Here is a 22,595-nt window from a genome sequence, read left to right on the forward strand (position 1 = left end):
AACAACATGAATTGGCTGATGCATAAACTAGGATTGAAAAATGCAAGACAACTGGCAGGATACCTCTCTGTTGTCACTGCAGGACAAATTATTTATTCAGGATTCGAAGCTTTTAAAGGTACGTTTTATCACCAACTCTTGCAGGTACTGCATGTTAATAATGCGGAACTTGGTGTGATTTTTAGTTTAATCGGGTTATCGATGTTCTTCTATATTCCAGGTGGATGGATCAATAATAGATTCTCGATTCGTTCTTTACTCATCACGGGGATGTCAATTCGTTTTATCACGATGTGTATCGTGATTTTCTTGAATCCAAGCTTTACGATATTAAAAGTGATCGCAGTCATTTGGGGGTTAGTTGAAGCGTTCTTCTGGCCTGCAGTATTGAATGGGGTAGTTTTCTTCACTGATCGTGAACATAGAGGTTTAGGGTTTGGATTATTAGAATCCATTCGCCGTGCACAAGAAATGTTGATGAACTTATTACTTGTGGCCATTATGGCTGCGGTGAGTGGCGTCGTCGTATTAAAAGGCGGTATGTTAGCCTATAACTTATTACTAATCCCGATGATTATTTTAATATGGAAATTTGTACCGAAAAATGGGATTGCGGCTGATGAATCGCATAATCAAGAAACAGGTTATAAATCTGCGAAAGCTTTAAAAGGGTTAGTGTATGTGTTAACACAACCAAAAGTGTGGTTAGCTGCGATTACCGCAATGTCAGTATATTGGGGCTATATTATTTTAATTTACACTGTACCTTACTTACAAAGTGTTTATCATTTAACAACAGCACAAACTGCATTTTTCGGTGTAATCAATACAGCGTTGATGGGGGTTATCGCTGGTGTTATTGCGGGAATGATTTCGGACTTTGTCTTTAAATCTTCAGCTAAAATGATTGGTGTAGCATTACTCGCATCAACAGTGATTTTAATCGTTATTGTATACTTTAAAATCGGAACACAGTTAAGTATTGTTTTATTAGTAATCTTGTCATTAACGACATTCTTATCAAAAAGTGTATTGCTTGCGCCAATTTCAGAATTGAAATTACCTGAAGATTTTTCAGGGTCTGCGATGAGTGTCGGTTCGTTTTTAGCGTATGCGCCAGTCTTTTGGGTGTATCAATTAAATGGTAATTTACTGGATGCCTTTAAAGGACATGAAGCTGTTGCCTATCAAATGATTTTTAAAATTGGTATTGTGGTCGCATTATGTGGTGCAGTTTCAGCATTAGTATTAACGTATTTGATGAAACGTTCACGACAACGAGAAGCTTAATAATGAAATGAAATTTAAAAATGAAATGACTAAAAATAACATGATAGTGATTGGGTTATTTTTAGTATGAATAAGAAATTTTAACCCAAGTACTTTAAACGCTTGATACAGCTATAAAGTGCTTGGTTTTATTTTTGAAGGAGCCTATTATTTTTAAAAAGTATGTGTTTATTTCTGAAATGTAAAGATTGTTTTGAAATGAAATCTTATACGTTTACGCAAAATTAATATGCTTAACTGTTTCTTAACATGTTGCGCGTGTCATATTGATTAATTGTTCAATATAAAGGGAAAAGTTTTGTAAAAGGGACGATTATAGTTTATAATCTTGGATTGAACTCAATCGTTCATTGTTGAAATGAAGAGGTGAAACACACATGAGTAAAATGAGAGCAGAACGCGTTGGTGAACAATTGAAACAAGAGTTGATGGATATTATCAACAATAAAGTTAAAGACCCGAGAATCGGATTTTTAACTATCACTGACGTACAAGTGACAAACGATTTATCTCAAGCTAAAGTCTACTTAACAGTATTAGGTAAAGAAAAAGAAGTAGACGATACGTTTAAAGCGTTAGAAAAAGCGCGAGGCTTTATTAAAGCGGAATTAGGTTCAAGACTTCGTCTAAGAACAATTCCAGAATTATATTTCGAATATGATCACTCAATCGAGTACGGTAATAAAATCGAAAGAATGATTCAAGATCTTCATAAAAATGACTAATTAAATGAAGTTATGAGCAGCTATGCAAGTGCATAGCTGCTTTTTTAATTGAATTCTAATAATTCTCTAATTCTTTACAAACTTAACCTCCTTAACATAGACGATAAGGATTTTTACTAGGAGGTTATAACAATGAAAATTGCAGTGATACCCTCAGGCTTTAAAGAAAGCTTGAGTTCAGCAGAAGTCGGTACAGCAATTCAAAAAGGTCTGCATGAAGCAGATGAAAGTTTAAATATTCAAGTGATTCCCATGGTGGATGGAGGCGAAGGATTTGCGCAAACTATCACGCAAATTAAAAATGGTCAGCTTTATCATTTAAATGCAGAAGATCCATTAGGACAAAAACGCAAAACATTTTATGGTATGTTTTATGAAAACAAGCAAAAAGTTGCGGTAATTGAGATGGCCGCAATTGCGGGTCTAAGACATGTACCTAGCAACCAGAGAAATCCGCTTCACACTTCTACATACGGTGTAGGTGAAGCAATTATCCACGCATTAGATCATGGCGCTGAACGTATCTTAATCGGCTGTGGTGATTCGGGAACATCTGATGGCGGTGTCGGCATGGCACAAGCAATCGGTGCACGTTTCAAAGATTATAAAGGTAAAACAATATTTATCCATGGCGGAGGTAAAATTGACCGTATTCATGATATGGATTTATCTCATATTGATCCGCGTGTATTAAATACACCTATAGATGTAGCAGTGAATTGGTCGAATATTTTATGTGGACCAAAAGGTGTCGCAAAAGTATTCGGTCCACAAAAAGGTGCAAGTCCAAAAGAAGTCGAACATTTATCGGATAACCTTGATCATTTGGCACGTTTAATAAAACGTTCAACAGGTGAGTCAGTTGCTTATCAACAAGGTTCTGGCGCATCTGGTGGATTAGGTGCAGGGTTAATCGCTTTTGCGAACGCTACATTGCATCCACGTTTTGAATTAATTCAACAGTACTTGCATATTGAACCTGTTATTGCACAAGCTGATTTAGTCATCACAGCAGAAGGGTGTTTAGATTTCCAAACGCCAAACGGAAAAATTCCTGCTGAAGTAGCGAGAATCGCTCAACAATATGATACACCTGTGATTGCATTAGCAGGCACAATCGGTCAAGATGCGGAATTTAATTATCAAAGTGGTATTAATGCCTTTCACAGCATTATTAAACAGCCTTCAAGTTTAGATGATTCTATTGAGTATGCATCAAAATGGCTAAAGGAATGTGCACGAAATATATATCACTCAATTCAAATCGGTATGAAGATGAATCAAACAAAGTCACAAACACACACAACTAAACAAAGACATTTTGTACTTTAAAGATGAGTTATTCTAAATTAATCGCAGCCATTCTTTATCTTATTTTCACGCTATGGCTGTTTTTAGAAACAAATTTGTCCTATTTAGGACAATTGAGTGTGGCTTTGTTTGTGTTATCTTTAGGACTATTTATTTTTAGTAAAATGCCAGCAGGGTTATCTGCGATGTTGGTTGTATGTTTAGGTATTTTACTCGGTATGCCGCAAGATATTTTGTATCAATCATTAGAAGAACATGTGATTTGGTTAATGATTGGCGCATTTATTATTGGTGGCGTAGTGGAAACCAGTGGTTTATTAGATCGTTTGATTCGTTGGATTGAAGCGAAGTGTACGTCTGGGAAGCGTATGAATATCTTTGTCTTTATCTTAGTACAAATTTTATCTTTAATTATTCCATCTACTTCAGGTCGTGCAGCAGCACTTCTACCTGTATATCAAGCATTTGGCAATCGTTTTAATTCGAATCGTCAGTATTTAGGCATATTGATGCCAGTGTTAATTTTGATGGGAACAAACTTATCTTTAATCGGTGCAGGCAGTCATATTATTGGGATTGGACTGCTTGAAAATCAAACAGATGGTTCTATTTCTTATCTTCAATTCTTACTATGGGGCTTTCCATTTGGGATAATTATTGCAATAATAAGCTTATTTATGATAAAAAAGTTTTATATGAAGCCTGTTGAAAAGATTTCAACAGAAAATATAATACAATATGAAAAACAACCATTGACTAAAAAAGAGAAAAAAGCAGCAGTCCTCATTAGTTTGACAGTGATACTTTGGATTACTGAACCACTGCATGGCTTCGATATTGCCTTTGTGACAATTTTAATGAGCTTGATTATGATTATGCCTAAAGTTGATTTGATCGGATGGCGTGAAGCATTTAACAGAGTGTCATGGAGCTTAATTTTCTTTGTAGCGGGTGCGACTGCACTCGGCAATCTATTGGTGAAATATAAAGTGCTCGATGTCATTCAACATCAATTATTTCAAGTGATGCATCATGTCAAACTGGTAAATGAATTTGTGCCGCTAGTGATTATTGTAGTATTGACTGTGACTTCTCACTTGTATATTACAAGTCATACAACACGTGCAGTCGTCTTTATTCCATTACTGATTGTTTTTGGTAAAATGTTTGGTTTAAACCTGACAGCAGTTGTATTTATTGCGCTGATCGGTACGAACTACTGCTTAACTTTTCCAGTCAGTTCTAAAGCCTTGTTATTGTTTTATGAGAATAAAGAAAGACCATTTACAATTAAACAGCTCATGTATTTAAGTTTAGGTATCATGCCAGTATATATGCTTACCATGATTGTGATGTATTATGTTTATTGGCAATATGTTGGGCTTGCATTGAAATAGGAGTGAATAGAAAGTGGAAACTATCTTAATTGTGGAAGATGACGAGAAAATAGCACGCGTCATTGAACTAGAATTGGATTATGCAGGCTATGATGTCTGTATAGCGCATTCTGGTAAAGCAGCATTACAACTTTATCAAGAACGTCAGATTGATTTGATTTTACTTGATGTGATGATACCAGATTTAAATGGATTAGAAGTGCTCAGACGTATTCGAAATGATGATGACTATATTAAAATTATTATGTTAACTGCACGTGATGAAGTCATGGATAAAGTCAGCGGTTTAGATTCTGGTGCAAATGATTATATGACTAAGCCATTTGAAATTGAAGAATTATTAGCACGTATTCGTGTACATTTAAAACAGCAGCAATTAAATCAAAAAGAAGCTGCTGAAGTTTTAACACATGATTACATCGAATTGAATCCACAATCTAGAGAAGTTTTTGTCGATGGCAGTCTAGTCGAACTCACACAAAAAGAGTACGATTTGTTGTACTACTTTATGACTAACCAAAATATTGCTTTAGATCGTGCGCAGATCATTGAGTATGTCTGGGGTTATGATTTCGTAGGTGATACGAATGTTGTAAATGTTTATGTCAGATACTTAAGAAAGAAATTAGATACGGCTGATACTTCAATTATATCAAGTGTCAGAGGTATCGGTTATATAATGAGAGCTTAGTTATGAAACTAGGAACACAACTTCAAATTTATATCACTTTGATGATTGCGATTGTTGTCATTATTACTAATTTGACGATCTATTTTATTTATCGTACCACTTCGTTAAATGCGGAAACCGCACAATTAGAAGATAAAGCAATCAGCACGATGGAGGAATTACGAAAGGCCAAAGAAAATCATAACGACAAAGAAAAAGTATTGCAAAGTTTGATTTTAACTGATGGTTATATTGCGATTGTAGGTAAAGATGATGATAGTAAATTTCAAGTCACATCTAATCCAAAATATAAAGATTTAAGTGAACCGTATAAAAATAAACAATATAAAAAGGCTATTTATAAAAAAGGGCATCATTTTGTCTTAGTCAGTATTCCGCTCGTTTGGAAAGACGGAGAAGTCAGTAATTTACAAATTTTTGAGAATATCGATTTCAAATATAGTAAATACGATATTTTAAAAGTCGTTTTAACACTTTCTACATTGTTTATTTTGTTGATTGTCTTTTTATTAAATCGATTACTGACTCAAATTATTTTACAACCGATAAATCAATTGATTGAGAAAATGAAAAAGACGATTGAAACGAATCATTATGTCATTATGGATATTAATCAAAAGGATACTAAAGAGTTGCAAGCATTAACTCAGACATATAATGATATGATGGAAAATTTAAAGGAACATGATGAAAAGCAGCAAGCATTTATATCCAATGCTTCTCATGAATTGAAAACACCGATTACGGTGATTAATTCTTATAGTCAGATGTTGAAACGGTTTGGAAAAACTAGAGAAGATATTTTAAATGAAAGTATAGATGCGATCAGCGATGAAGCACAACGGCTGAAATATTTAACTGAGCAAATGTTGGATTTAGCTAAAGTAGAGCGCAGTAATCAACAGGCAGAACGGCAATCTGTTGATTTAAATGAAATATTAGAGCATAAGGCTTCACGTTTCGCACATGCATATGATAGGGAGATTATATTTCACTGTGATAATACTGCAGGTGCATTTGTGAATGAAGATCAGTTCAAACAGTTGATGACAATTTTTTTAGATAATGCGATTAAGTACAGTCAAGATGATGTGATGATACATGCGACGGAACATCCAACGCACATACACGTGAATATTTCAGATCGTGGCATTGGTATTCCGCCAGAAGATTTAGAACAGATCTTCAATAAATTTTATCGTGTGGACAAAGCAAGGGCAAGACAATCTGGGGGTTCTGGTTTAGGACTCTATATCGCGTTTGAATTAGCCAAACGTAATGACATAGAAATTCAAGTACAAAGTGTGCTTGATGTTGGCACAACGTTTATTTTGATTATAGAAAAGGTGACTTCAAATGGTGCTCAAAAAGATGATTAAAATACTGTTGATAGTCATTATTTGTATATTGATAGTGATATTATGTGCAGTGATTTATTTCAAGTCCACGCAACACGACTACACCCAACAAGAAGTTAAACAACTAGTAGATGATCGTTATGACGGCAAAATTCAATCTATTTCTTTGAACAAAGCTAAAACAACTTATAAGGTAAAATTGTTAGATGAAGGGTTGAAGTATGATTTAGAAGTAGATAAAAAAGACGGCGCAATTAAAAATGTCCATACAGTAAAAGTCAAACAACCGACTAAGTCTAAATCACAGCAAGAAAAAGCAACTAAGAAGAAAGAGACACCTTATATTTCAGAAGAAACAGCAAAAGCGGTCGCACAACATCAAGTGCCAGGTCAATTTGTTTATATTGATTTAGAAAAAGAGCACAATCCACCTTTTTATACGGTTCAACAAATCGTAGACGATGATGAAGGCGCAGTAATTAAAGTGAATGCCCTCAATAAAAAAGTACTGTCTGTGTCATGGTTCGAAATTAAAGATGATGATGACGATGATGATTTTGATGATTAAAAATATAAGCAGCTGTTGAAGAGTTATATGCGTTCAACAGTTGCTTATTTTCTTTGCCTATATTTCATTTTGAATTTATTGTAAAATAGTAGAGGTATGACAGAGAGAAGAGGTGTAGTTGATGGAGGGTATTTTACCTGTATTTAAAGAACGTGGTTTAACAAGCCATGATGTTGTATTTAAATTGCGTAAAATTTTACATACTAAAAAAGTAGGCCATACAGGCACATTAGATCCAGAAGTAAATGGCGTTTTACCGATTTGTGTCGGTGGTGCCACTAAAGTCAGTGACTATATCATGGAAAAGGGTAAAGCATATCAAGCAATGGTTACGGTCGGTGTGAGTACAACTACTGAAGACCAAACTGGAGAGGTGCTAGAAACGAAAGCAGTCAGTAAAGATTTAACAGCTGATAAAATTGATGAAGCGATTTTATCATTTGTAGGTGAAATTGAACAAATTCCGCCGATGTATTCTTCTGTTAAAGTGAATGGACGTAAGCTTTATGAGTACGCACGTAATAATGAAACAGTTGAACGCCCTAAACGAAAAGTGCGCATTTATGAAATTGAACGTAATTCTGAGATTCGTTATAAAGATGACACATGTTCATTTGATATATTTATACGTTGTGGGAAAGGGACATATATCAGAACGTTAGCAACTGATATCGGCAGAGCATTAGGTTATCCGGCACATATGTCTCAATTAACACGTGTAGAAAGCGGCGGCTTTTCTATCGATGAAAGTTTAACTTTGGATCAAATTGATGAATTATATAAGCAAGAAGCATTACAGGAAAAGCTATTTCCGATAGAATATGGTTTGAAAGGGTTGCCTCATATTCAAATTGACGACCCGAAAATCAAAAAACGTATTTTAAATGGACAGAAATTTTATAAAAATGAATTTTCTGAAGCGATTGATGAAGTAACAGTGATGGAAGATAAAGAAACAGAAAAAGCCTTAGCACTTTATATTCCGCACGCTGAGAAACCGAATGAAATCAAACCTAAAAAGGTATTTAACTAAAGGAGCATCGCAAAATGAAAGTAATTGAAGTTACACATCCAATTCAACCTGAGCAATATATACAAGAAGACGTTGCGATGGCATTGGGATTTTTTGATGGCTTGCATAAAGGACATGCGCAAGTCTTTCATACTTTAAATGAGATTGCGAAAAAACGTAATTTGAAAAAAGCGATTATGACGTTTGATCCCCATCCATCGGTTGTATTGAATCCTAAACAAAAAAGAACGGATTATTTAACGCCGTTAAGTGATAAAATCGAAATTTTAGAATCATATAACATCGATTATGTTATTATTGTGAATTTCACATCTAAATTTGCGGATGTTTCGATTGATGAGTTTGTGAACGAATATTTAATCGCAAACCATGTGAAAGAAGTCGTTGCAGGCTTTGATTTTACATTCGGCAAACACGGTAAAGGCAATATGTCTGTACTCCAAGAATTAAAAACACATTTTAATACAACGATTGTGAGCAAACAAGAAATGTTCTCAGAGAAAATATCAACAACTGAAATTAGAAAAGCATTAAAAGAAGGCGACTTGCAGAAAGCAAATGATGAACTAGGCTATCGTTACCGCATCAAAGGAACAGTAGTCCAAGGTGAAAAACGTGGCAGAACAATCGGGTTCCCAACAGCAAATATTGAACCGAGCGACGATTATGTATTACCTAAAAAAGGTGTGTACGCAGTCAGCTTAGCTATCGGTACAGAACAACGTATTTATAGAGGCGTATGTAATGTGGGTGTGAAACCGACATTCCATGATCCTAAGAAATCACATGTCGTGATTGAAGTGAATATCTTTGATTTTGAAGAAGATATTTATGGTGAACGTGTGATTGTCTTTTGGCACCACTATTTAAGACCGGAAATCAAGTTTGATGGTATTGATCCGCTTGTAGAACAAATGAATAAAGATAAAGAACAAGCGAAATATTTATTATCGGTTGATTTCGGTGATGAAGTATCTTATAATATTTAGGTCGGAATGATTACACATGTGGTAATCAAAACAAGATTAAAAACAGTCCTCACTCTTGGCAGGTCGATACTCCGACGCCTGACTCAGACTGGGGAGACTAAATTATTAAAGGAGGAAATTGACAATGGCAATTTCACAAGAACGTAAAGACGAATTAATCAAACAATACCGTGTACACGAAACAGACACAGGTTCACCAGAAGTACAAATCGCAGTATTAACTGCAGAAATCAATGCTTTAAACGAACACTTACGTACACACAAAAAAGACCACCATTCACGTCGTGGTTTATTAAAAATGGTAGGTCGTCGTAGACATTTATTAAACTACTTACGTAAAAAAGATATTCAACGTTACCGTGAATTAATCAAATCATTAGGTATCCGTCGTTAATCTTTTCTTAAGTAAAACGCTGATACCAGTTAGAGGAAAGGACCATCGTTGGTTGCTTTCCTTTTTTTATAGCTTAGATACGAATGTGCGTATAAAAATAATCATGTAAATGATATGATAGAATTATTAATGTAAAAGAGGTAGTAAGAGAAAGGAGATTCCTAATGTCTCAAGACAAGAAAGTGTTTAAGACCGAATGGGCAAACCGTCCGTTAACAATTGAAACTGGGCAGATGGCAAAACAAGCAAACGGTGCGGTACTCGTACGTTATGGGGATACAGTTGTATTATCTACTGCGACAGCATCAAAAGAACCGCGTGATGGAGATTTCTTCCCATTAACAGTTAACTATGAAGAAAAAATGTATGCAGCAGGTAAAATTCCTGGGGGCTTTAAAAAACGTGAAGGTCGTCCGGCTGACGAAGCAACTTTAACTGCGCGTTTAATCGATAGACCAATCCGTCCATTATTCCCTAAAGGTTACCGCCATGATGTTCAAATCATGAATATCGTGTTAAGTGCTGATCCGGATTGTTCACCAGAAATGGCAGCAATGATCGGTTCATCAATGGCATTAAGTGTATCAGATATCCCATTCCAAGGTCCGATTGCAGGGGTAAATGTCGGTTATGTTGATGGTCAATATGTGATCAACCCGACTGTAGAACAAAAAGAACAATCTCGTTTAGATTTAGAAGTTGCAGGCCATAAAGACGCAGTTAACATGGTTGAAGCAGGCGCAAGCGAGATTACTGAAAAAGAAATGTTAGATGCAATTTTCTTCGGTCATGAAGAAATCAAGCGTTTAGTAGCGTTCCAAGAGGAAATTATTGATTATCTTAAACCTGAGAAATCAGAATTTATTCCAGTTGAACGTGATGCAGAAGTCGAAGAAAAAGTAACTGCATTAACACAAGAAAAAGGTTTGAAAGAAGCAATTCAAACATTCGATAAAAAAGAACGCGAAGAAAATATCGACGCAGTTCGTGACGAAATTATTGAGATTTTCGAAGATGAAGAAGATCCGGAAAACGAAGCGTTACTGGCTGAAGTAAATGCAATCTTAAATGATTTAGTAAAAGAAGAAGTCCGTCGTCAAATCGCGGATGAAAAAGTACGACCAGATGGACGTAAGCCAGATGAAATTCGTCCATTAGAATCTGAAGTCGGTTTATTACCGCGTGCACATGGTTCAGGTTTATTCACTCGTGGTCAAACACAAGCGTTATCTGTATTGACATTAGGCGCATTAAGCGAATATCAATTAATTGACGGTTTAGGACCTGAAGTTGAAAAACGCTTTATGCATCACTATAACTTCCCGAACTTCTCAGTAGGTGAAACAGGTCCAGTTCGTGCACCAGGTCGTCGTGAAATCGGACACGGTGCATTAGGCGAACGTGCTTTGAAATATATCATTCCTGACACACAAGATTTCCCATATACAGTACGTATTGTCAGCGAAGTGCTTGAATCAAACGGTTCATCATCACAAGCATCTATTTGCGGTTCTACACTTGCTTTAATGGATGCAGGTGTACCAATCAAAGCACCAGTTGCTGGTATTGCGATGGGTCTTGTAACACGCGATGATAACTATACAATTCTTACAGATATTCAAGGTATGGAAGATGCTTTAGGCGACATGGACTTCAAAGTTGCCGGTACTAAAGATGGTATCACAGCAATCCAAATGGATATCAAAATCGATGGTTTAACTAGAGAAATCATTGAAGAAGCTTTAGAACAAGCACGTGTCGGTCGTTTAACAATTCTAGAACACATGCTTCAAACAATCGATCAACCAAGACCAGAATTAAGTGCGTATGCACCTAAAGTTGAAACAATGACAATCAAACCAGACAAAATCAGAGATGTTATTGGACCTGGCGGTAAGAAAATCAATGAAATCATTGATGAAACAGGTGTTAAACTGGATATCGAACAAGATGGTACTATCTTTATCGGTGCAGTAGATCAAGCGATGATCAATCGTGCGCGTGAAATTATTGAAGAAATTACACGTGAAGCAGAAGTGGGTCAAACATATAATGCGAAAGTTAAACGTATTGAAAAATACGGTGCGTTCGTAGAATTATTCCCAGGCACTGATGCGTTATTACACATCTCACAAATTGCGAATGAGCGTATCAATAAAGTTGAAGATGTATTGAAACTTGGCGACTCAATTGAAGTTAAAGTAACTGAAATTGACAGTAAAGGCCGTGTGAATGCATCTCACCGTGTATTATTAAATAAAGAAAACTAATAGAATATGAGATTGAATAAGAAGAATGCTTGTACAACTTGATGTTGCTTCACAAGCATTCTTTTATACATATGTACGGTTTAACATCGTGCTGGACTATGGATTCATTAGTGTACATTAAAAAGATTTTAACTTATAATATAGAGTGAATACTTATATGGTCGGGGATTATAAATAGGAGGAGAAAAATTGAATTTAGTAAAGAAAAAGAATAATGATATTCGCATCATCCCGCTTGGCGGCGTGGGTGAAATTGCGAAGAATATGTATATCGTTGAAGTTGACGATGAAATGTTTATGTTGGATGCAGGTCTTATGTTCCCAGAAGACGAAATGCTGGGTGTCGACATTGTAATTCCTGATATTCAATATGTCATCGAAAATAAAGATAAATTAAAAGGTATATTCTTATCGCATGGACATGAGCATGCGATTGGTGCAGTCAGCTATGTTTTAGAAAAAGTTGACGCACCAGTATATGGTTCTAAATTGACATTAGCACTTGTTAAAGAATATATGAAAGAACGTAAAATTGATAAGAAAGTCAGATATTATACAGTCAACAATGAATCTGTAATGCGCTTTAAAAATGTCAATGTATCATTCTTTAATACATCACATAGTATTCCAGATAGTTTAGGTGTAACGATTCATACGTCATATGGTGCAATTGTATATACTGGTGAATTTAAATTTGACCAAAGTTTACAAGGCAACTATGCGCCAGATCTTAAGAAAATGACTGAAATCGGAGACGAAGGTGTCTTTGCGTTAATCAGTGATTCGACTGAAGCGGAGAAACCAGGTTACAACACACCTGAAAATGTGATTGAATCTCATATGTTAGATGCATTTACAAAAGTGAATGGCAGATTGATTGTGTCTTGTTATGCATCAAACTTTATCAGAATTCAACAAGTGTTAAATATTGCCTGCAAATTGAATCGTAAAGTCTCATTCTTAGGACGTTCACTAGAAACATCATTCAATATTGCACGTAAAATGGGATACTTTGATATTCCAAAAGACTTATTAATTCCAATTAATGAAGTTAAAAATTATCCGAAAAATGAAGTGGTAATTATTGCGACAGGTATGCAAGGAGAACCTGTAGAAGCATTGAACCAAATGGCGCGTCAAAAGCATAAAATTATGAATATCGAAAAAGGCGATTCAGTCTTCTTAGCCATGACAGCGTCAGCTAACATGGAAGTAATTATCGGTGATACGTTAAATGAATTAGCACGTGCAGGAGCAGATATCATCCCAAATAATAAGAAAATCCACGCATCAAGTCATGGTTGCATGGAAGAACTCAAAATGATGATTAACATCATGAAGCCAGAATACTTTATCCCTGTCCAAGGCGAGTTCAAAATGCAGATTGCCCATGCGAAATTAGCGGCTGAAGCAGGTGTAGCACCTGAAAAGATTTTCTTAGCTGAAAAAGGCGATGTCTTAAACTTCGATGGCGAAGATATGATTTTAAATGAAAAAGTAGAATCAGGTAACGTACTGATTGATGGTATCGGTGTCGGTGACGTCGGTAATATCGTTTTACGTGACCGCCATTTATTAGCAGAAGATGGTATTTTCATTGCGGTTGTGACTTTAGATCCGAAAAACCGACAAATTGCGGCAGGACCTGAAATTCAATCACGTGGTTTCGTGTATGTCAGAGAAAGTGAAGAATTGTTGAAAGAAGCGGAAGAAAAAGTACGCGAGATTGTGGAACAAGGTCTTCAAGAACGTCGTATTGAATGGTCTGAAATCAAGCAAAATATGCGTGATAAAATCAGCAAGTTGTTGTTTGAAAACACAAAACGTCGTCCAATGATTATCCCAATTATTTCTGAAGTTTAATTAAAAGTATGCAAGATTAACATACAAGAATGCTATGGTGTGCAAACATGCGTACCATAGCATTTCATCGTATAGCTCATATTTTAATCATGTGTAACTATGTGGTCTATACGTTAAATGTTAAAATAGAAGGATAGTAAGTTTAGCATGTGTGCGTATAGGCACCTTAGTTTGTCTGTACGCATAATACATATTCACTAAGACATATTTTATGGAAAAGAAGGTGTATGTTTTGGCACAAAGAAAGAAAAGAACAACAAATACGAAACGTAAAACGACAGCAAGAAGAAAAACCACAAAGAAAAAACAAAATGAAGCACCGTTACGCTATATTGCTGCGATTATTACGGTAGTGCTTGTTGTTCTAGGTGCCTTCCAATTAGGAATAATCGGAAGAGTAATTGATACCCTTTTCAATTACTTGTTTGGCTATAGTAGATACTTAACCTACATTCTCGTTATATTAACATCAGGCTTTTTAGCTTATAACGGCAAGTTGCCGAAAACTAGAAGATTAACAGGTTCAATTGTGTTACAAGTTGCGTTGTTATTTGCGACACAGTTGTATTTAGTCTTTACGAAAGGTGCTGCTGGCGACCGTGAACCTGTTATTTCTTATGTGTATCGTCAATATGATAAAACCCATTTTCCGAATTTCGGCGGCGGGGTGCTTGGTTATTATTTAGTTCATTTCTCTATACCGCTTGTATCCATTGTCGGCGTTGTCATCTTAACAATATTACTTTTTATTTCTAGTTTTATTTTATTATCTAAACAACGTCATCGTGATGTGGCTAAAATTTTCTTAGAGAAATTAAAATCAGGCAGTGAAAAAGCAGCAGTACATAGAAAAGAACGTAAAGCACGTCAAGCTGAGCGTGCAGAAGAAAAACAACGCAGTAAAGAAGAAAAAGCAGCAGAGCGTGCACAACAAGAAGAAGTGAAGGATGTCAGCGACTTTACAGAAGTTCCCATGTCAGAAGCAGAGAAGCAAGAAGCTGCGATTCCGATTTTCGGTGATGATCAAAAAGAAGAGACACCAAAACCAGCAGAACCTAAACCTCAAGCAGAACCTGCACCTAAAAGAAAACGTGAAAAACGTCAGTTGGTAGAACAAACACAAACAAATGAATCAACAGAATCATCTGAAGATATGGGCAGTATTTCTGAAGCGGGTGAAGTTGAAAATTCAGACTATCAATTACCGCCACTTTCTATTTTGAATGAACCAGTGAAACAAAAAACAACTTCACGTGCTGAAGTTCAAAAGAAAGGGCGCTTACTTGAAAACACATTGAAGAACTTTAATGTTAATGCGAAAGTAACCCAAATCAAAATCGGCCCAGCAGTGACTCAATATGAAGTACAACCAGCACAAGGGGTTAAAGTCAGCAAAATCGTCAACTTGCATAATGATATTGCGTTAGCTTTGGCTGCCAAAGATGTGCGTATTGAAGCGCCGATTCCTGGTCGTTCAGCAGTAGGTATCGAAGTACCGAATGATAAAATCGCATTAGTTTCATTAAAAGAAGTCTTAGATGAAAAATTCCCTTCTAAGAATAAATTAGAGGTAGGTTTGGGTAGAGATATATCAGGCGAACCTATCAGCGTAGAATTAAATAAAATGCCGCACTTGCTTGTGGCAGGTTCTACCGGAAGCGGTAAATCTGTATGTATCAATGGTATCATTACGAGTATTTTACTGAATGCGAAACCACATGAAGTAAAACTCATGCTAATTGACCCAAAAATGGTAGAATTGAATGTATATAACGGTATTCCGCATTTATTAATTCCAGTGGTCACAAATCCTCATAAAGCATCGCAAGCGTTAGAGAAAATTGTGGCGGAAATGGAACGTCGTTATGATTTATTCCAACATACGGGTACGAGAAATATTGAAAGCTATAATGACTATATGAAGCGTCAAAATGAGGAATTAGATGAAAAACAATCTCTATTACCTTATATTGTCGTAATTGTAGATGAATTAGCTGACTTGATGATGGTTGCAGGTAAAGATGTTGAGAATGCGATTCAACGTATTACACAAATGGCTCGTGCTGCAGGCATTCACTTAATTATTGCGACACAACGTCCATCTGTGGATGTTATTACGGGATTAATCAAGAACAATATTCCATCACGTATTGCCTTTGCGGTCAGCTCTCAAACAGACTCTCGTACGATTATCGACCGAGGTGGAGCTGAGAAGCTATTAGGTAAAGGGGATATGTTGTACTTTGGTAATGGCGGTTCTATTCAAACGCGTATCCAAGGTGCATTCTTAAGTGATCAAGAAGTTCAAAATGTAGTGAATTTTGTAATTGATCAACAAAAAGCGAATTATGTTAAAGAAATGGAACCTGGTACAACACCAGAGGGCGGAGAAAAGAAAAGTGAAGATCCGCTATATGATGAAGCTTATCAATTTATTGTCGAACAGCAAAAAGCGAGTACATCCCTTTTACAACGTCAATTCAGAATCGGTTACAACCGTGCATCACGTTTAATGGATGATTTAGAAAACAACCAAGTGATTGGACCACAACGAGGCAGTAAACCACGACAAGTATTAGTGGATTTAGATAATGGTGAGGTGTAATGATGACAAATACGAATTCGATATACAGAATTAAAGAATGGATATTAAATGAAATTGAAGAAGGTAACTTGCAACCGGGTGATCCGGTTCCAAGTACTTTATCAATCGCAAGAGAAGTTAACGCAAAAACTGATGATGTATATGATGCAGTGGATGAACTTATTACGGAACAAGTTTTAACACAAAACTTTGAAGCAACAGCGAGTGTTAAAACTTCTCAACCTTTCTTCTATCCACTTGATAAGTTGTTAAGCATCAGCAAAATGATTGAAAATGAAGGTTATAAAGCGGGCACTATTTTTATGAATTTAGATCAACAACCAGCAACAATGTATGATCGTAAAGCGCTGGATTTAAAAGAAGGAGAATTTGTCACGTTGATTGAAAGAATCAGAACCGCTGATGGTAGTCCTGTTGTTTATTGTTTAGATAAAGTGGCAACGAGTTACCTGACTTGTGCTGCATTTCAAGCGCATGATGAATCCATTTTAACTGCAATCAAAGCTTTTGCTGATATCAGTATCGCATATTCAGAAACAGAGATTGAATCGGTCAGCTATGAACCTAAAGTGTCAGAAGCTTTAGAGTCAGCACCAAATGAAGCATTGATGCTATTAAGACAAATCCATTATGACCATCAAAACAGACCGATTCTTTACTCTTATAATTACTTCAAGAGTGAAGTAGTCAAATTTAAAACAATACGTAAAATTGAAGAAAATTAAGAAAGGGTGTGACAGTGTGAGTCAACAACACAATCATACAGAGCCGCGCATTAAGGTGATGCCAACGGATAAATTTAAAACAACAATTATCACATTCAAATTTATGGCACCGCTGGATGAAGAAACGATGACTGCGCGTGCCTTGTTAAGTAAATTACTTGTCAGAGCCACAAAACAATGGCCGACAGATAAAGCGTTTAACAGAAAACTTTCAGAGTTATATGGGGCTTATGTCAATAGTTTCGTGACAAAGTTCAAGGATAAACATGTCATCACAATTACATTAGAAATTGTGAACGAACGTTACTTAAAACATAAAGACCCTTTGTTTGATGAAGGTTTAGCATTACTTCAACAAATTCTTTATCATCCGTTAGTTGAAAACGAACGTTTCAATGAAACATTTGTGACACAAGAAAAGACATTATTGAAAAAGAAACTAGAAGCAATCAATGATAATAAAGCACAACTAGCTTTCTTAAAATTAATGAAAAACATGTTTGGCAATCAACCATATAGTTATCTAGCATCAGGTTTAATCGAACATATACCTCAAATCACACCAGAATTGTTATATCATACATACCAATCCATGTTAGAGAACGATGATTGTGCTGTTTATGTCGTAGGTAATGTCGATTCAGAAGAAGTCACAGACAAAATCAAACAACTGTTTGATATTAAACCACTACAACAAGTGTCTTCAGTCATTCAAGCACAACGTTCTAAAGACGAACTGCCGCAAACTATTGTAGAATATGACGAAATTGACCAAGCGAAGTTGAACATCGGTTATCGCTTCAACACATATTATGGACAACCAGATTACTATACCTTTGTGGTCTTCAACACAATGTTCGGTGGTGATCCATCATCTGTCTTGTTCAATGAAGTGCGTGAAAAACAAAGTTTAGCATATTCTGTACATTCACAAATTGATGGTAAGAATGGCTACATGTTTGTGTTAAGTGGTGTTTCTGCTGAAAAATATGAAGTTGCGAAAGATACGATTTTAGCGGAATTTGAAAAATTCCAACGTGGTGGATTCAGTGAAGAGAAATTAGAACTTGCGAAGAAAATTTTAATTTCACAACGTAATGAATCACAAGACCGTCCGAAAAGTATGGTAGAAATTGCGCATAATCAAATCTTATTACCGAAAGATTTAACAAATGGTAATTATGGACAAAAAATTCACGATGTGACGAAAGAAGATGTTATTCGTCTCACACAAAGTGCCATCCTAGATACGATTTATGTGTTGACGAAGGAGGACGAAGCATAAATGAAAAAACGTTATTATGAGTTAATCGATGAAACAGTATATGAAGCGCAAATGGATAATGGTTTAAAAGTTTTTATCATTCCAAAGCCAGGGTTCCAAAAAACATTTGTTACATATACGACACAGTTCGGTTCATTAGACAGCAAATTTAAACCTTTAGGCAGTGATGAATTTGTGACAGTACCGGATGGTGTTGCGCATTTCTTAGAACATAAATTATTTGAAAAAGAAGAAGGCGACTTATTTACTGACTTTGCGGAAGATAACGCACAAGTCAATGCCTTTACAAGTTTCGATCGCACAAGTTATTTATTCAGCGCAACCTCAAATGTAGAGTCTAACATTTTACGTTTGATGAACATGGTAGAGACGCCTTATTTCACTGAAGCAACAGTTGAAAAAGAAAAAGGGATTATTGCTGAAGAAATAAAAATGTATCAAGAACAACCAGGTTATAAGCTAATGTTCAATACATTACGTGCAATGTATAAACAACACCCTGTTAAAGTAGATATTGCTGGCAGTGTTGAAAGTATTTATGAAATTACAAAAGATGATTTATATCTTTGCTACGAAACATTTTATCATCCATCTAATATGGTGATGTTTGTTGTAGGTAATGTCGATCCTGAACGTATTCATGATTTAGTACGTGATCATGAAGCAAAACGAGAATTGACAGCACAGCCTGAAATTGTACGAGATAGCTTAGAAGAGCCTGAAGCAGTTCAACAAACCAAAGTGGTTGAGGAAATGAATATTCAAATTCCAAGATTGATGCTTGGCTTTAAAAACGTACCGCAACAAGCATCAAAAGAAGTCTTTATGATACGTGATATTGAAATGACATTCTTCTTCGAAATGGTATTAGGTGAAGAAACGGACTTCTATCAAAACTTATTAAATGAAGGCTTAATTGATGATACATTTGGTTATCAATTTGTGTTAGAACCTTCTTACAGCTTCTCTTTAATTACAAGTTCAACACCAGACCCAGATAAGTTGAAGTCATTATTGTTGGATGAGTTGAAAGCTAAGGTCGGCAATTTAGAAGATGAAGAAGCCTTTGAATTGTTGAAGAAACAATTTATTGGAGAGTTTATTTCAAGTTTGAACTCACCAGAATATATTGCGAATCAATATACAAAACTTTATTTCGAAGGTGTCAGCTTATTCAATATGTTGGACATTGTAGATAGTATTACGTTAGAGAGTATTAATGAAGCGGCAGAGAAAAGTTTAAACTTTGATCAAATTGCTGACAGCAGACTGGAGATTAAGAAGTAAATGAAAGCATTAGTCATTGGAGGTTCTGGCTCTATTGGTTCCGCTATTGTAGAACAATTATTGTCAGATGGTTATGAGGTCATTGTTCATTATAATCAATCGTCACCAGATCAGCTAAAAGCTAAATATGAGAGTCAGAATGTATCGTTTGTACAAGCGGATTTGACGCAAGATATAAACATGGAATCTGTATTTTCATTTATTCATAATTTGGATGTTTTAGTTTATGCAGCTGGTCGCAGTTTATATGGCATGTTTCAAGATATGACAGCAACAGACATTGATGCATGTTATCAGTTGAATGTTAAAAACATGATGCTTATTACACGTTTCTTTTTAGAACAATTAAGAGCAAGTGCTCATGGTCGCATTTTAATTATCTCTTCAATATGGGGAGAAACAGGTGCGAGCATGGAAACTGTTTATTCTGCGATGAAAGCGGCACAAATCGGCTTTGTGAAAGCTTTAAGCCAAGAACTTGCGATGACAAATATTACAGTCAATGCTGTGACACCTGGTATGGTCAGTGGTAATATGGCAGATGAGTTTGAACCTTCTGAATTAGCAGCTATTATTGATGAACTGCCACAACAACGTATGGTTACACCAGATGAAGTTGCGTACACATGTGCTTATCTTTATGATAAACGTGCACAAAGTGTCACAGGTACAATACAGAAAGTCAATGGCGGTTGGTATATTTAAACATGAATTCCATATTCATATATTTAGAGATAATGTATAATGTAGATATCTTTCAATTCTATTGAAAATGAGTATGTATCACTTCATTCTGATGAATTCTATATGTTGTTGAACTAAGGGGCGTGTTAAAACATGATAGCACCAGAAAGAAAAATTGAATGGTATTTAGAATATGAAATTACCTTTAACCGAGCTGGACTTTTAGGAGATGTCGCAAGTCTATTAGGGATGATGGGGATCAGTATTGTGACAATTAATGGCGTCGATCAAAATCGTCGAGGTCTATTAATTCGTGCAGACAGTTTAGACAAAATGCGACGCTTTGAAGATATTGTAAGTCAAATTGATGAAATTTCGATTACTAAAATGCGTAAACCGCAATTACGTGATCGTTTAGCAGTCAGACATGGCCGCTATATCAAACAAGATGCAGATGATAAGAAAACGTTCAGATTCGAACGTGAGGATTTAGGTCTGCTGGTAGACTTTTTAGCAGAAATCTTTAAAGAAGAAGGCCATAAACTAATCGGTATTCGTGGCATGCCACGTGTCGGTAAAACAGAATCAATTGTAGCAGGCAGTGTCTGTGCGCATAAGCGTTGGCTGTTTATCAGTTCTACATTGATTAAACAAACCATACGTAATTCTCTATTAAAAGGAGAATACGGACCAGAACATGTTTATATTATCGATGGGGCAGTGACTGCCAGAGAAAATGATCCTAAGCATCGTCAATTAGTCGATGAAGTGATGGCTTTACCAGCAATCAAAGTGGTAGAACATCCGGATTTATTTGTAGATTCTTGTGATTATCAGTTAGAAGACTTTGATTATATTATTGAGTTGAGAGAAACTGAAGATCAAGAAATCAAATATGAACATATGAAACAACAAACAGTTAAAAGTAAGAATAACTTAGATTTCGGTAATTCCTTTGATGACTTTGGCGGAGGATTCGGATTTTTTGAATAATGTTTCAAGGAGTGTCAAAACATGAGCAATACAATTGGACAGACATTAAAAGGGAAAAGAGAACGCTTAGGCATGACGTTAAATGAATTAGAGTCAAAGACTAAAGTGAAAAGAGAAACTTTGACTCTTATCGAAGCGAATGATTTTAATGCGCTTTCTAATCCGAATTATGCGGAAGGTATTATTGAGAAATATGCCAAAGCAGTGAATACAGATGCTTCTATCCTGATTGCTCATCATCAAGAGGAGCTGCCGAATTCTGCAGATAGCCACTATGATGAAACTATTGAACAATTCAGTGGTTCAAATCCGCCAGATTATAAAACACAAAGTAAAGATTCTAAGCAACTGGTTGTTTGGCTCAGTATTTTTATTGTGGTAACTTTGGTCTTATGGGTGGCAGCAGTATTCTTATTATAAAATAGCAAGAAAAGAGGAAATGTTTATGAATCTACCCAATCAGATAACCATCTTCAGGGTAATTTTAATACCGGTATTTATTCTTTTTGCGTTAGTCGACTTCGGCTTTGGCAATATGACATTTATCGGAAGTCATTCGATTCGTATTGAGTTCTTTATCAGCGGTTTGATTTTTATCATCGCTTCACTCAGTGACTTTGCGGATGGCTACTTAGCACGTAAATGGAATTTAGTGACAAACATGGGGAAATTCTTAGACCCGCTAGCAGATAAATTGTTAGTTGCGAGTGCTTTAATCGTACTTGTTGAGCTAGGTTTAACGAATTCAGTTGTAGCGATTATTATCATTGCACGTGAATTTGCGGTAACAGGCTTACGCTTACTTCAAATTGAACAAGGCTTTGTCAGCGCTGCAGGTCAATTAGGTAAAATTAAAACAGCAGTTACAATGGTTGCATTAGTTTGGATTTTACTTGGTGAACCACTTGTCGTATGGATTGGTTTCCCAATCGGACAAGTATTGTTATACATCGGTGTATTCTTTACAGTTCTTTCAGGTATTGAATATTTCTACAAAGGTAGAGATGTATTTAAAAAACAATCATAATCTATATCATCTTAAGGGTGGCATATACATAGCGGTGAACTGAATGCATATGAGTTCACAAATCACTATGTTTATGCCACTCTTATATTTGTATGGTATG

General features: G+C 35.8%; 20 protein-coding genes. All 20 read left to right on the plus strand.

All coding sequences use genetic code 11. The features are described from left to right. The first annotated feature begins 6 nt into the window (after positions 1 to 6). Positions 7 to 1,290 carry an MFS transporter gene (locus HMPREF2603_RS05065; RefSeq protein ID WP_060803515.1) on the plus strand — a complete coding sequence of 428 codons (1,284 nt, stop codon included), beginning with the start codon at positions 7 to 9 and terminating at the stop codon, positions 1,288 to 1,290. Positions 1,291 to 1,667: 377 nt separating this feature from the next. Then, positions 1,668 to 2,015 carry a 30S ribosome-binding factor RbfA gene (rbfA, locus tag HMPREF2603_RS05070; RefSeq protein ID WP_002480711.1) on the plus strand — a complete coding sequence of 116 codons (348 nt, stop codon included), beginning with the start codon at positions 1,668 to 1,670 and terminating at the stop codon, positions 2,013 to 2,015. A 132-nt stretch (positions 2,016 to 2,147) separates the two neighbouring features. Beyond that, complete coding sequence (locus HMPREF2603_RS05075; RefSeq protein WP_060803516.1) at positions 2,148 to 3,347, plus strand: glycerate kinase family protein; 1,200 nt, start codon at positions 2,148 to 2,150, stop codon at positions 3,345 to 3,347. A gap of 2 nt (positions 3,348 to 3,349) precedes the next feature. Continuing rightward, the gene (locus HMPREF2603_RS05080; protein ID WP_060803517.1) at positions 3,350 to 4,723 is read left to right on the plus strand and encodes an SLC13 family permease; all 1,374 of its coding nucleotides are present in this window, start codon (positions 3,350 to 3,352) and stop codon (positions 4,721 to 4,723) included. A gap of 13 nt (positions 4,724 to 4,736) precedes the next feature. Next, the gene (locus tag HMPREF2603_RS05085) at positions 4,737 to 5,414 is read left to right on the plus strand and encodes a response regulator transcription factor (protein WP_070501978.1); all 678 of its coding nucleotides are present in this window, start codon (positions 4,737 to 4,739) and stop codon (positions 5,412 to 5,414) included. A gap of 2 nt (positions 5,415 to 5,416) precedes the next feature. After that, positions 5,417 to 6,793: a sensor histidine kinase gene (locus HMPREF2603_RS05090; RefSeq protein ID WP_060803519.1), complete on the plus strand. Its 1,377-nt coding sequence runs from the start codon at positions 5,417 to 5,419 to the stop codon at positions 6,791 to 6,793. Between the two features lie 34 nt (positions 6,794 to 6,827). Next, the gene (locus HMPREF2603_RS05095; RefSeq protein ID WP_241964951.1) at positions 6,828 to 7,340 is read left to right on the plus strand and encodes a PepSY domain-containing protein; all 513 of its coding nucleotides are present in this window, start codon (positions 6,828 to 6,830) and stop codon (positions 7,338 to 7,340) included. A gap of 118 nt (positions 7,341 to 7,458) precedes the next feature. Continuing rightward, entirely contained in the window at positions 7,459 to 8,373 is a 915-nt protein-coding gene (gene truB, locus HMPREF2603_RS05100; protein WP_180363559.1) for a tRNA pseudouridine(55) synthase TruB, read from the plus strand. Between the two features lie 14 nt (positions 8,374 to 8,387). Continuing rightward, positions 8,388 to 9,362, plus strand: a complete 975-nt coding sequence (locus HMPREF2603_RS05105) for a bifunctional riboflavin kinase/FAD synthetase (RefSeq protein ID WP_002480718.1) — start codon at positions 8,388 to 8,390, stop codon at positions 9,360 to 9,362. Between the two features lie 124 nt (positions 9,363 to 9,486). Beyond that, entirely contained in the window at positions 9,487 to 9,756 is a 270-nt protein-coding gene (gene rpsO / locus HMPREF2603_RS05110; RefSeq protein ID WP_002480719.1) for a 30S ribosomal protein S15, read from the plus strand. A gap of 164 nt (positions 9,757 to 9,920) precedes the next feature. Then, positions 9,921 to 12,026 (plus strand): polyribonucleotide nucleotidyltransferase, encoded by a 2,106-nt coding sequence (gene pnp, locus HMPREF2603_RS05115; protein WP_002480720.1) that lies wholly within the window; start codon positions 9,921 to 9,923, stop codon positions 12,024 to 12,026. Positions 12,027 to 12,215: 189 nt separating this feature from the next. Continuing rightward, positions 12,216 to 13,889, plus strand: coding sequence for a ribonuclease J2 (gene rnjB / locus HMPREF2603_RS05120; protein ID WP_002480721.1), 1,674 nt, complete (start codon positions 12,216 to 12,218; stop codon positions 13,887 to 13,889). Between the two features lie 232 nt (positions 13,890 to 14,121). Then, a complete protein-coding gene (locus tag HMPREF2603_RS05125) occupies positions 14,122 to 16,494 on the plus strand; it encodes a DNA translocase FtsK (protein WP_060803521.1) in 2,373 nt (790 codons plus the stop codon). A gap of 2 nt (positions 16,495 to 16,496) precedes the next feature. Continuing rightward, positions 16,497 to 17,219 (plus strand): GntR family transcriptional regulator, encoded by a 723-nt coding sequence (locus tag HMPREF2603_RS05130; protein ID WP_002480723.1) that lies wholly within the window; start codon positions 16,497 to 16,499, stop codon positions 17,217 to 17,219. Positions 17,220 to 17,277: 58 nt separating this feature from the next. Continuing rightward, a complete protein-coding gene (gene yfmF, locus HMPREF2603_RS05135) occupies positions 17,278 to 18,504 on the plus strand; it encodes an EF-P 5-aminopentanol modification-associated protein YfmF (protein WP_060803549.1) in 1,227 nt (408 codons plus the stop codon). Beyond that, a complete protein-coding gene (gene yfmH, locus HMPREF2603_RS05140; RefSeq protein ID WP_060803522.1) occupies positions 18,505 to 19,791 on the plus strand; it encodes an EF-P 5-aminopentanol modification-associated protein YfmH in 1,287 nt (428 codons plus the stop codon). Further along, on the plus strand, positions 19,792 to 20,496 hold the full coding sequence (ymfI, locus tag HMPREF2603_RS05145) for an elongation factor P 5-aminopentanone reductase (protein ID WP_023015676.1): 705 nt from the start codon (positions 19,792 to 19,794) through the stop codon (positions 20,494 to 20,496). A gap of 132 nt (positions 20,497 to 20,628) precedes the next feature. Continuing rightward, positions 20,629 to 21,468, plus strand: a complete 840-nt coding sequence (locus HMPREF2603_RS05150; RefSeq protein WP_023015675.1) for a DUF3388 domain-containing protein — start codon at positions 20,629 to 20,631, stop codon at positions 21,466 to 21,468. A gap of 21 nt (positions 21,469 to 21,489) precedes the next feature. Continuing rightward, on the plus strand, positions 21,490 to 21,888 hold the full coding sequence (locus tag HMPREF2603_RS05155; RefSeq protein WP_002480728.1) for a helix-turn-helix domain-containing protein: 399 nt from the start codon (positions 21,490 to 21,492) through the stop codon (positions 21,886 to 21,888). Positions 21,889 to 21,913: 25 nt separating this feature from the next. Then, positions 21,914 to 22,495 carry a CDP-diacylglycerol--glycerol-3-phosphate 3-phosphatidyltransferase gene (gene pgsA, locus HMPREF2603_RS05160; protein ID WP_023015674.1) on the plus strand — a complete coding sequence of 194 codons (582 nt, stop codon included), beginning with the start codon at positions 21,914 to 21,916 and terminating at the stop codon, positions 22,493 to 22,495. Positions 22,496 to 22,595 lie beyond the last annotated feature (100 nt).

Source organism: Staphylococcus sp. HMSC055C03 (assembly GCF_001809385.1).
Taxonomy (GTDB): Bacteria; Bacillota; Bacilli; order Staphylococcales; family Staphylococcaceae; genus Staphylococcus; species Staphylococcus simulans.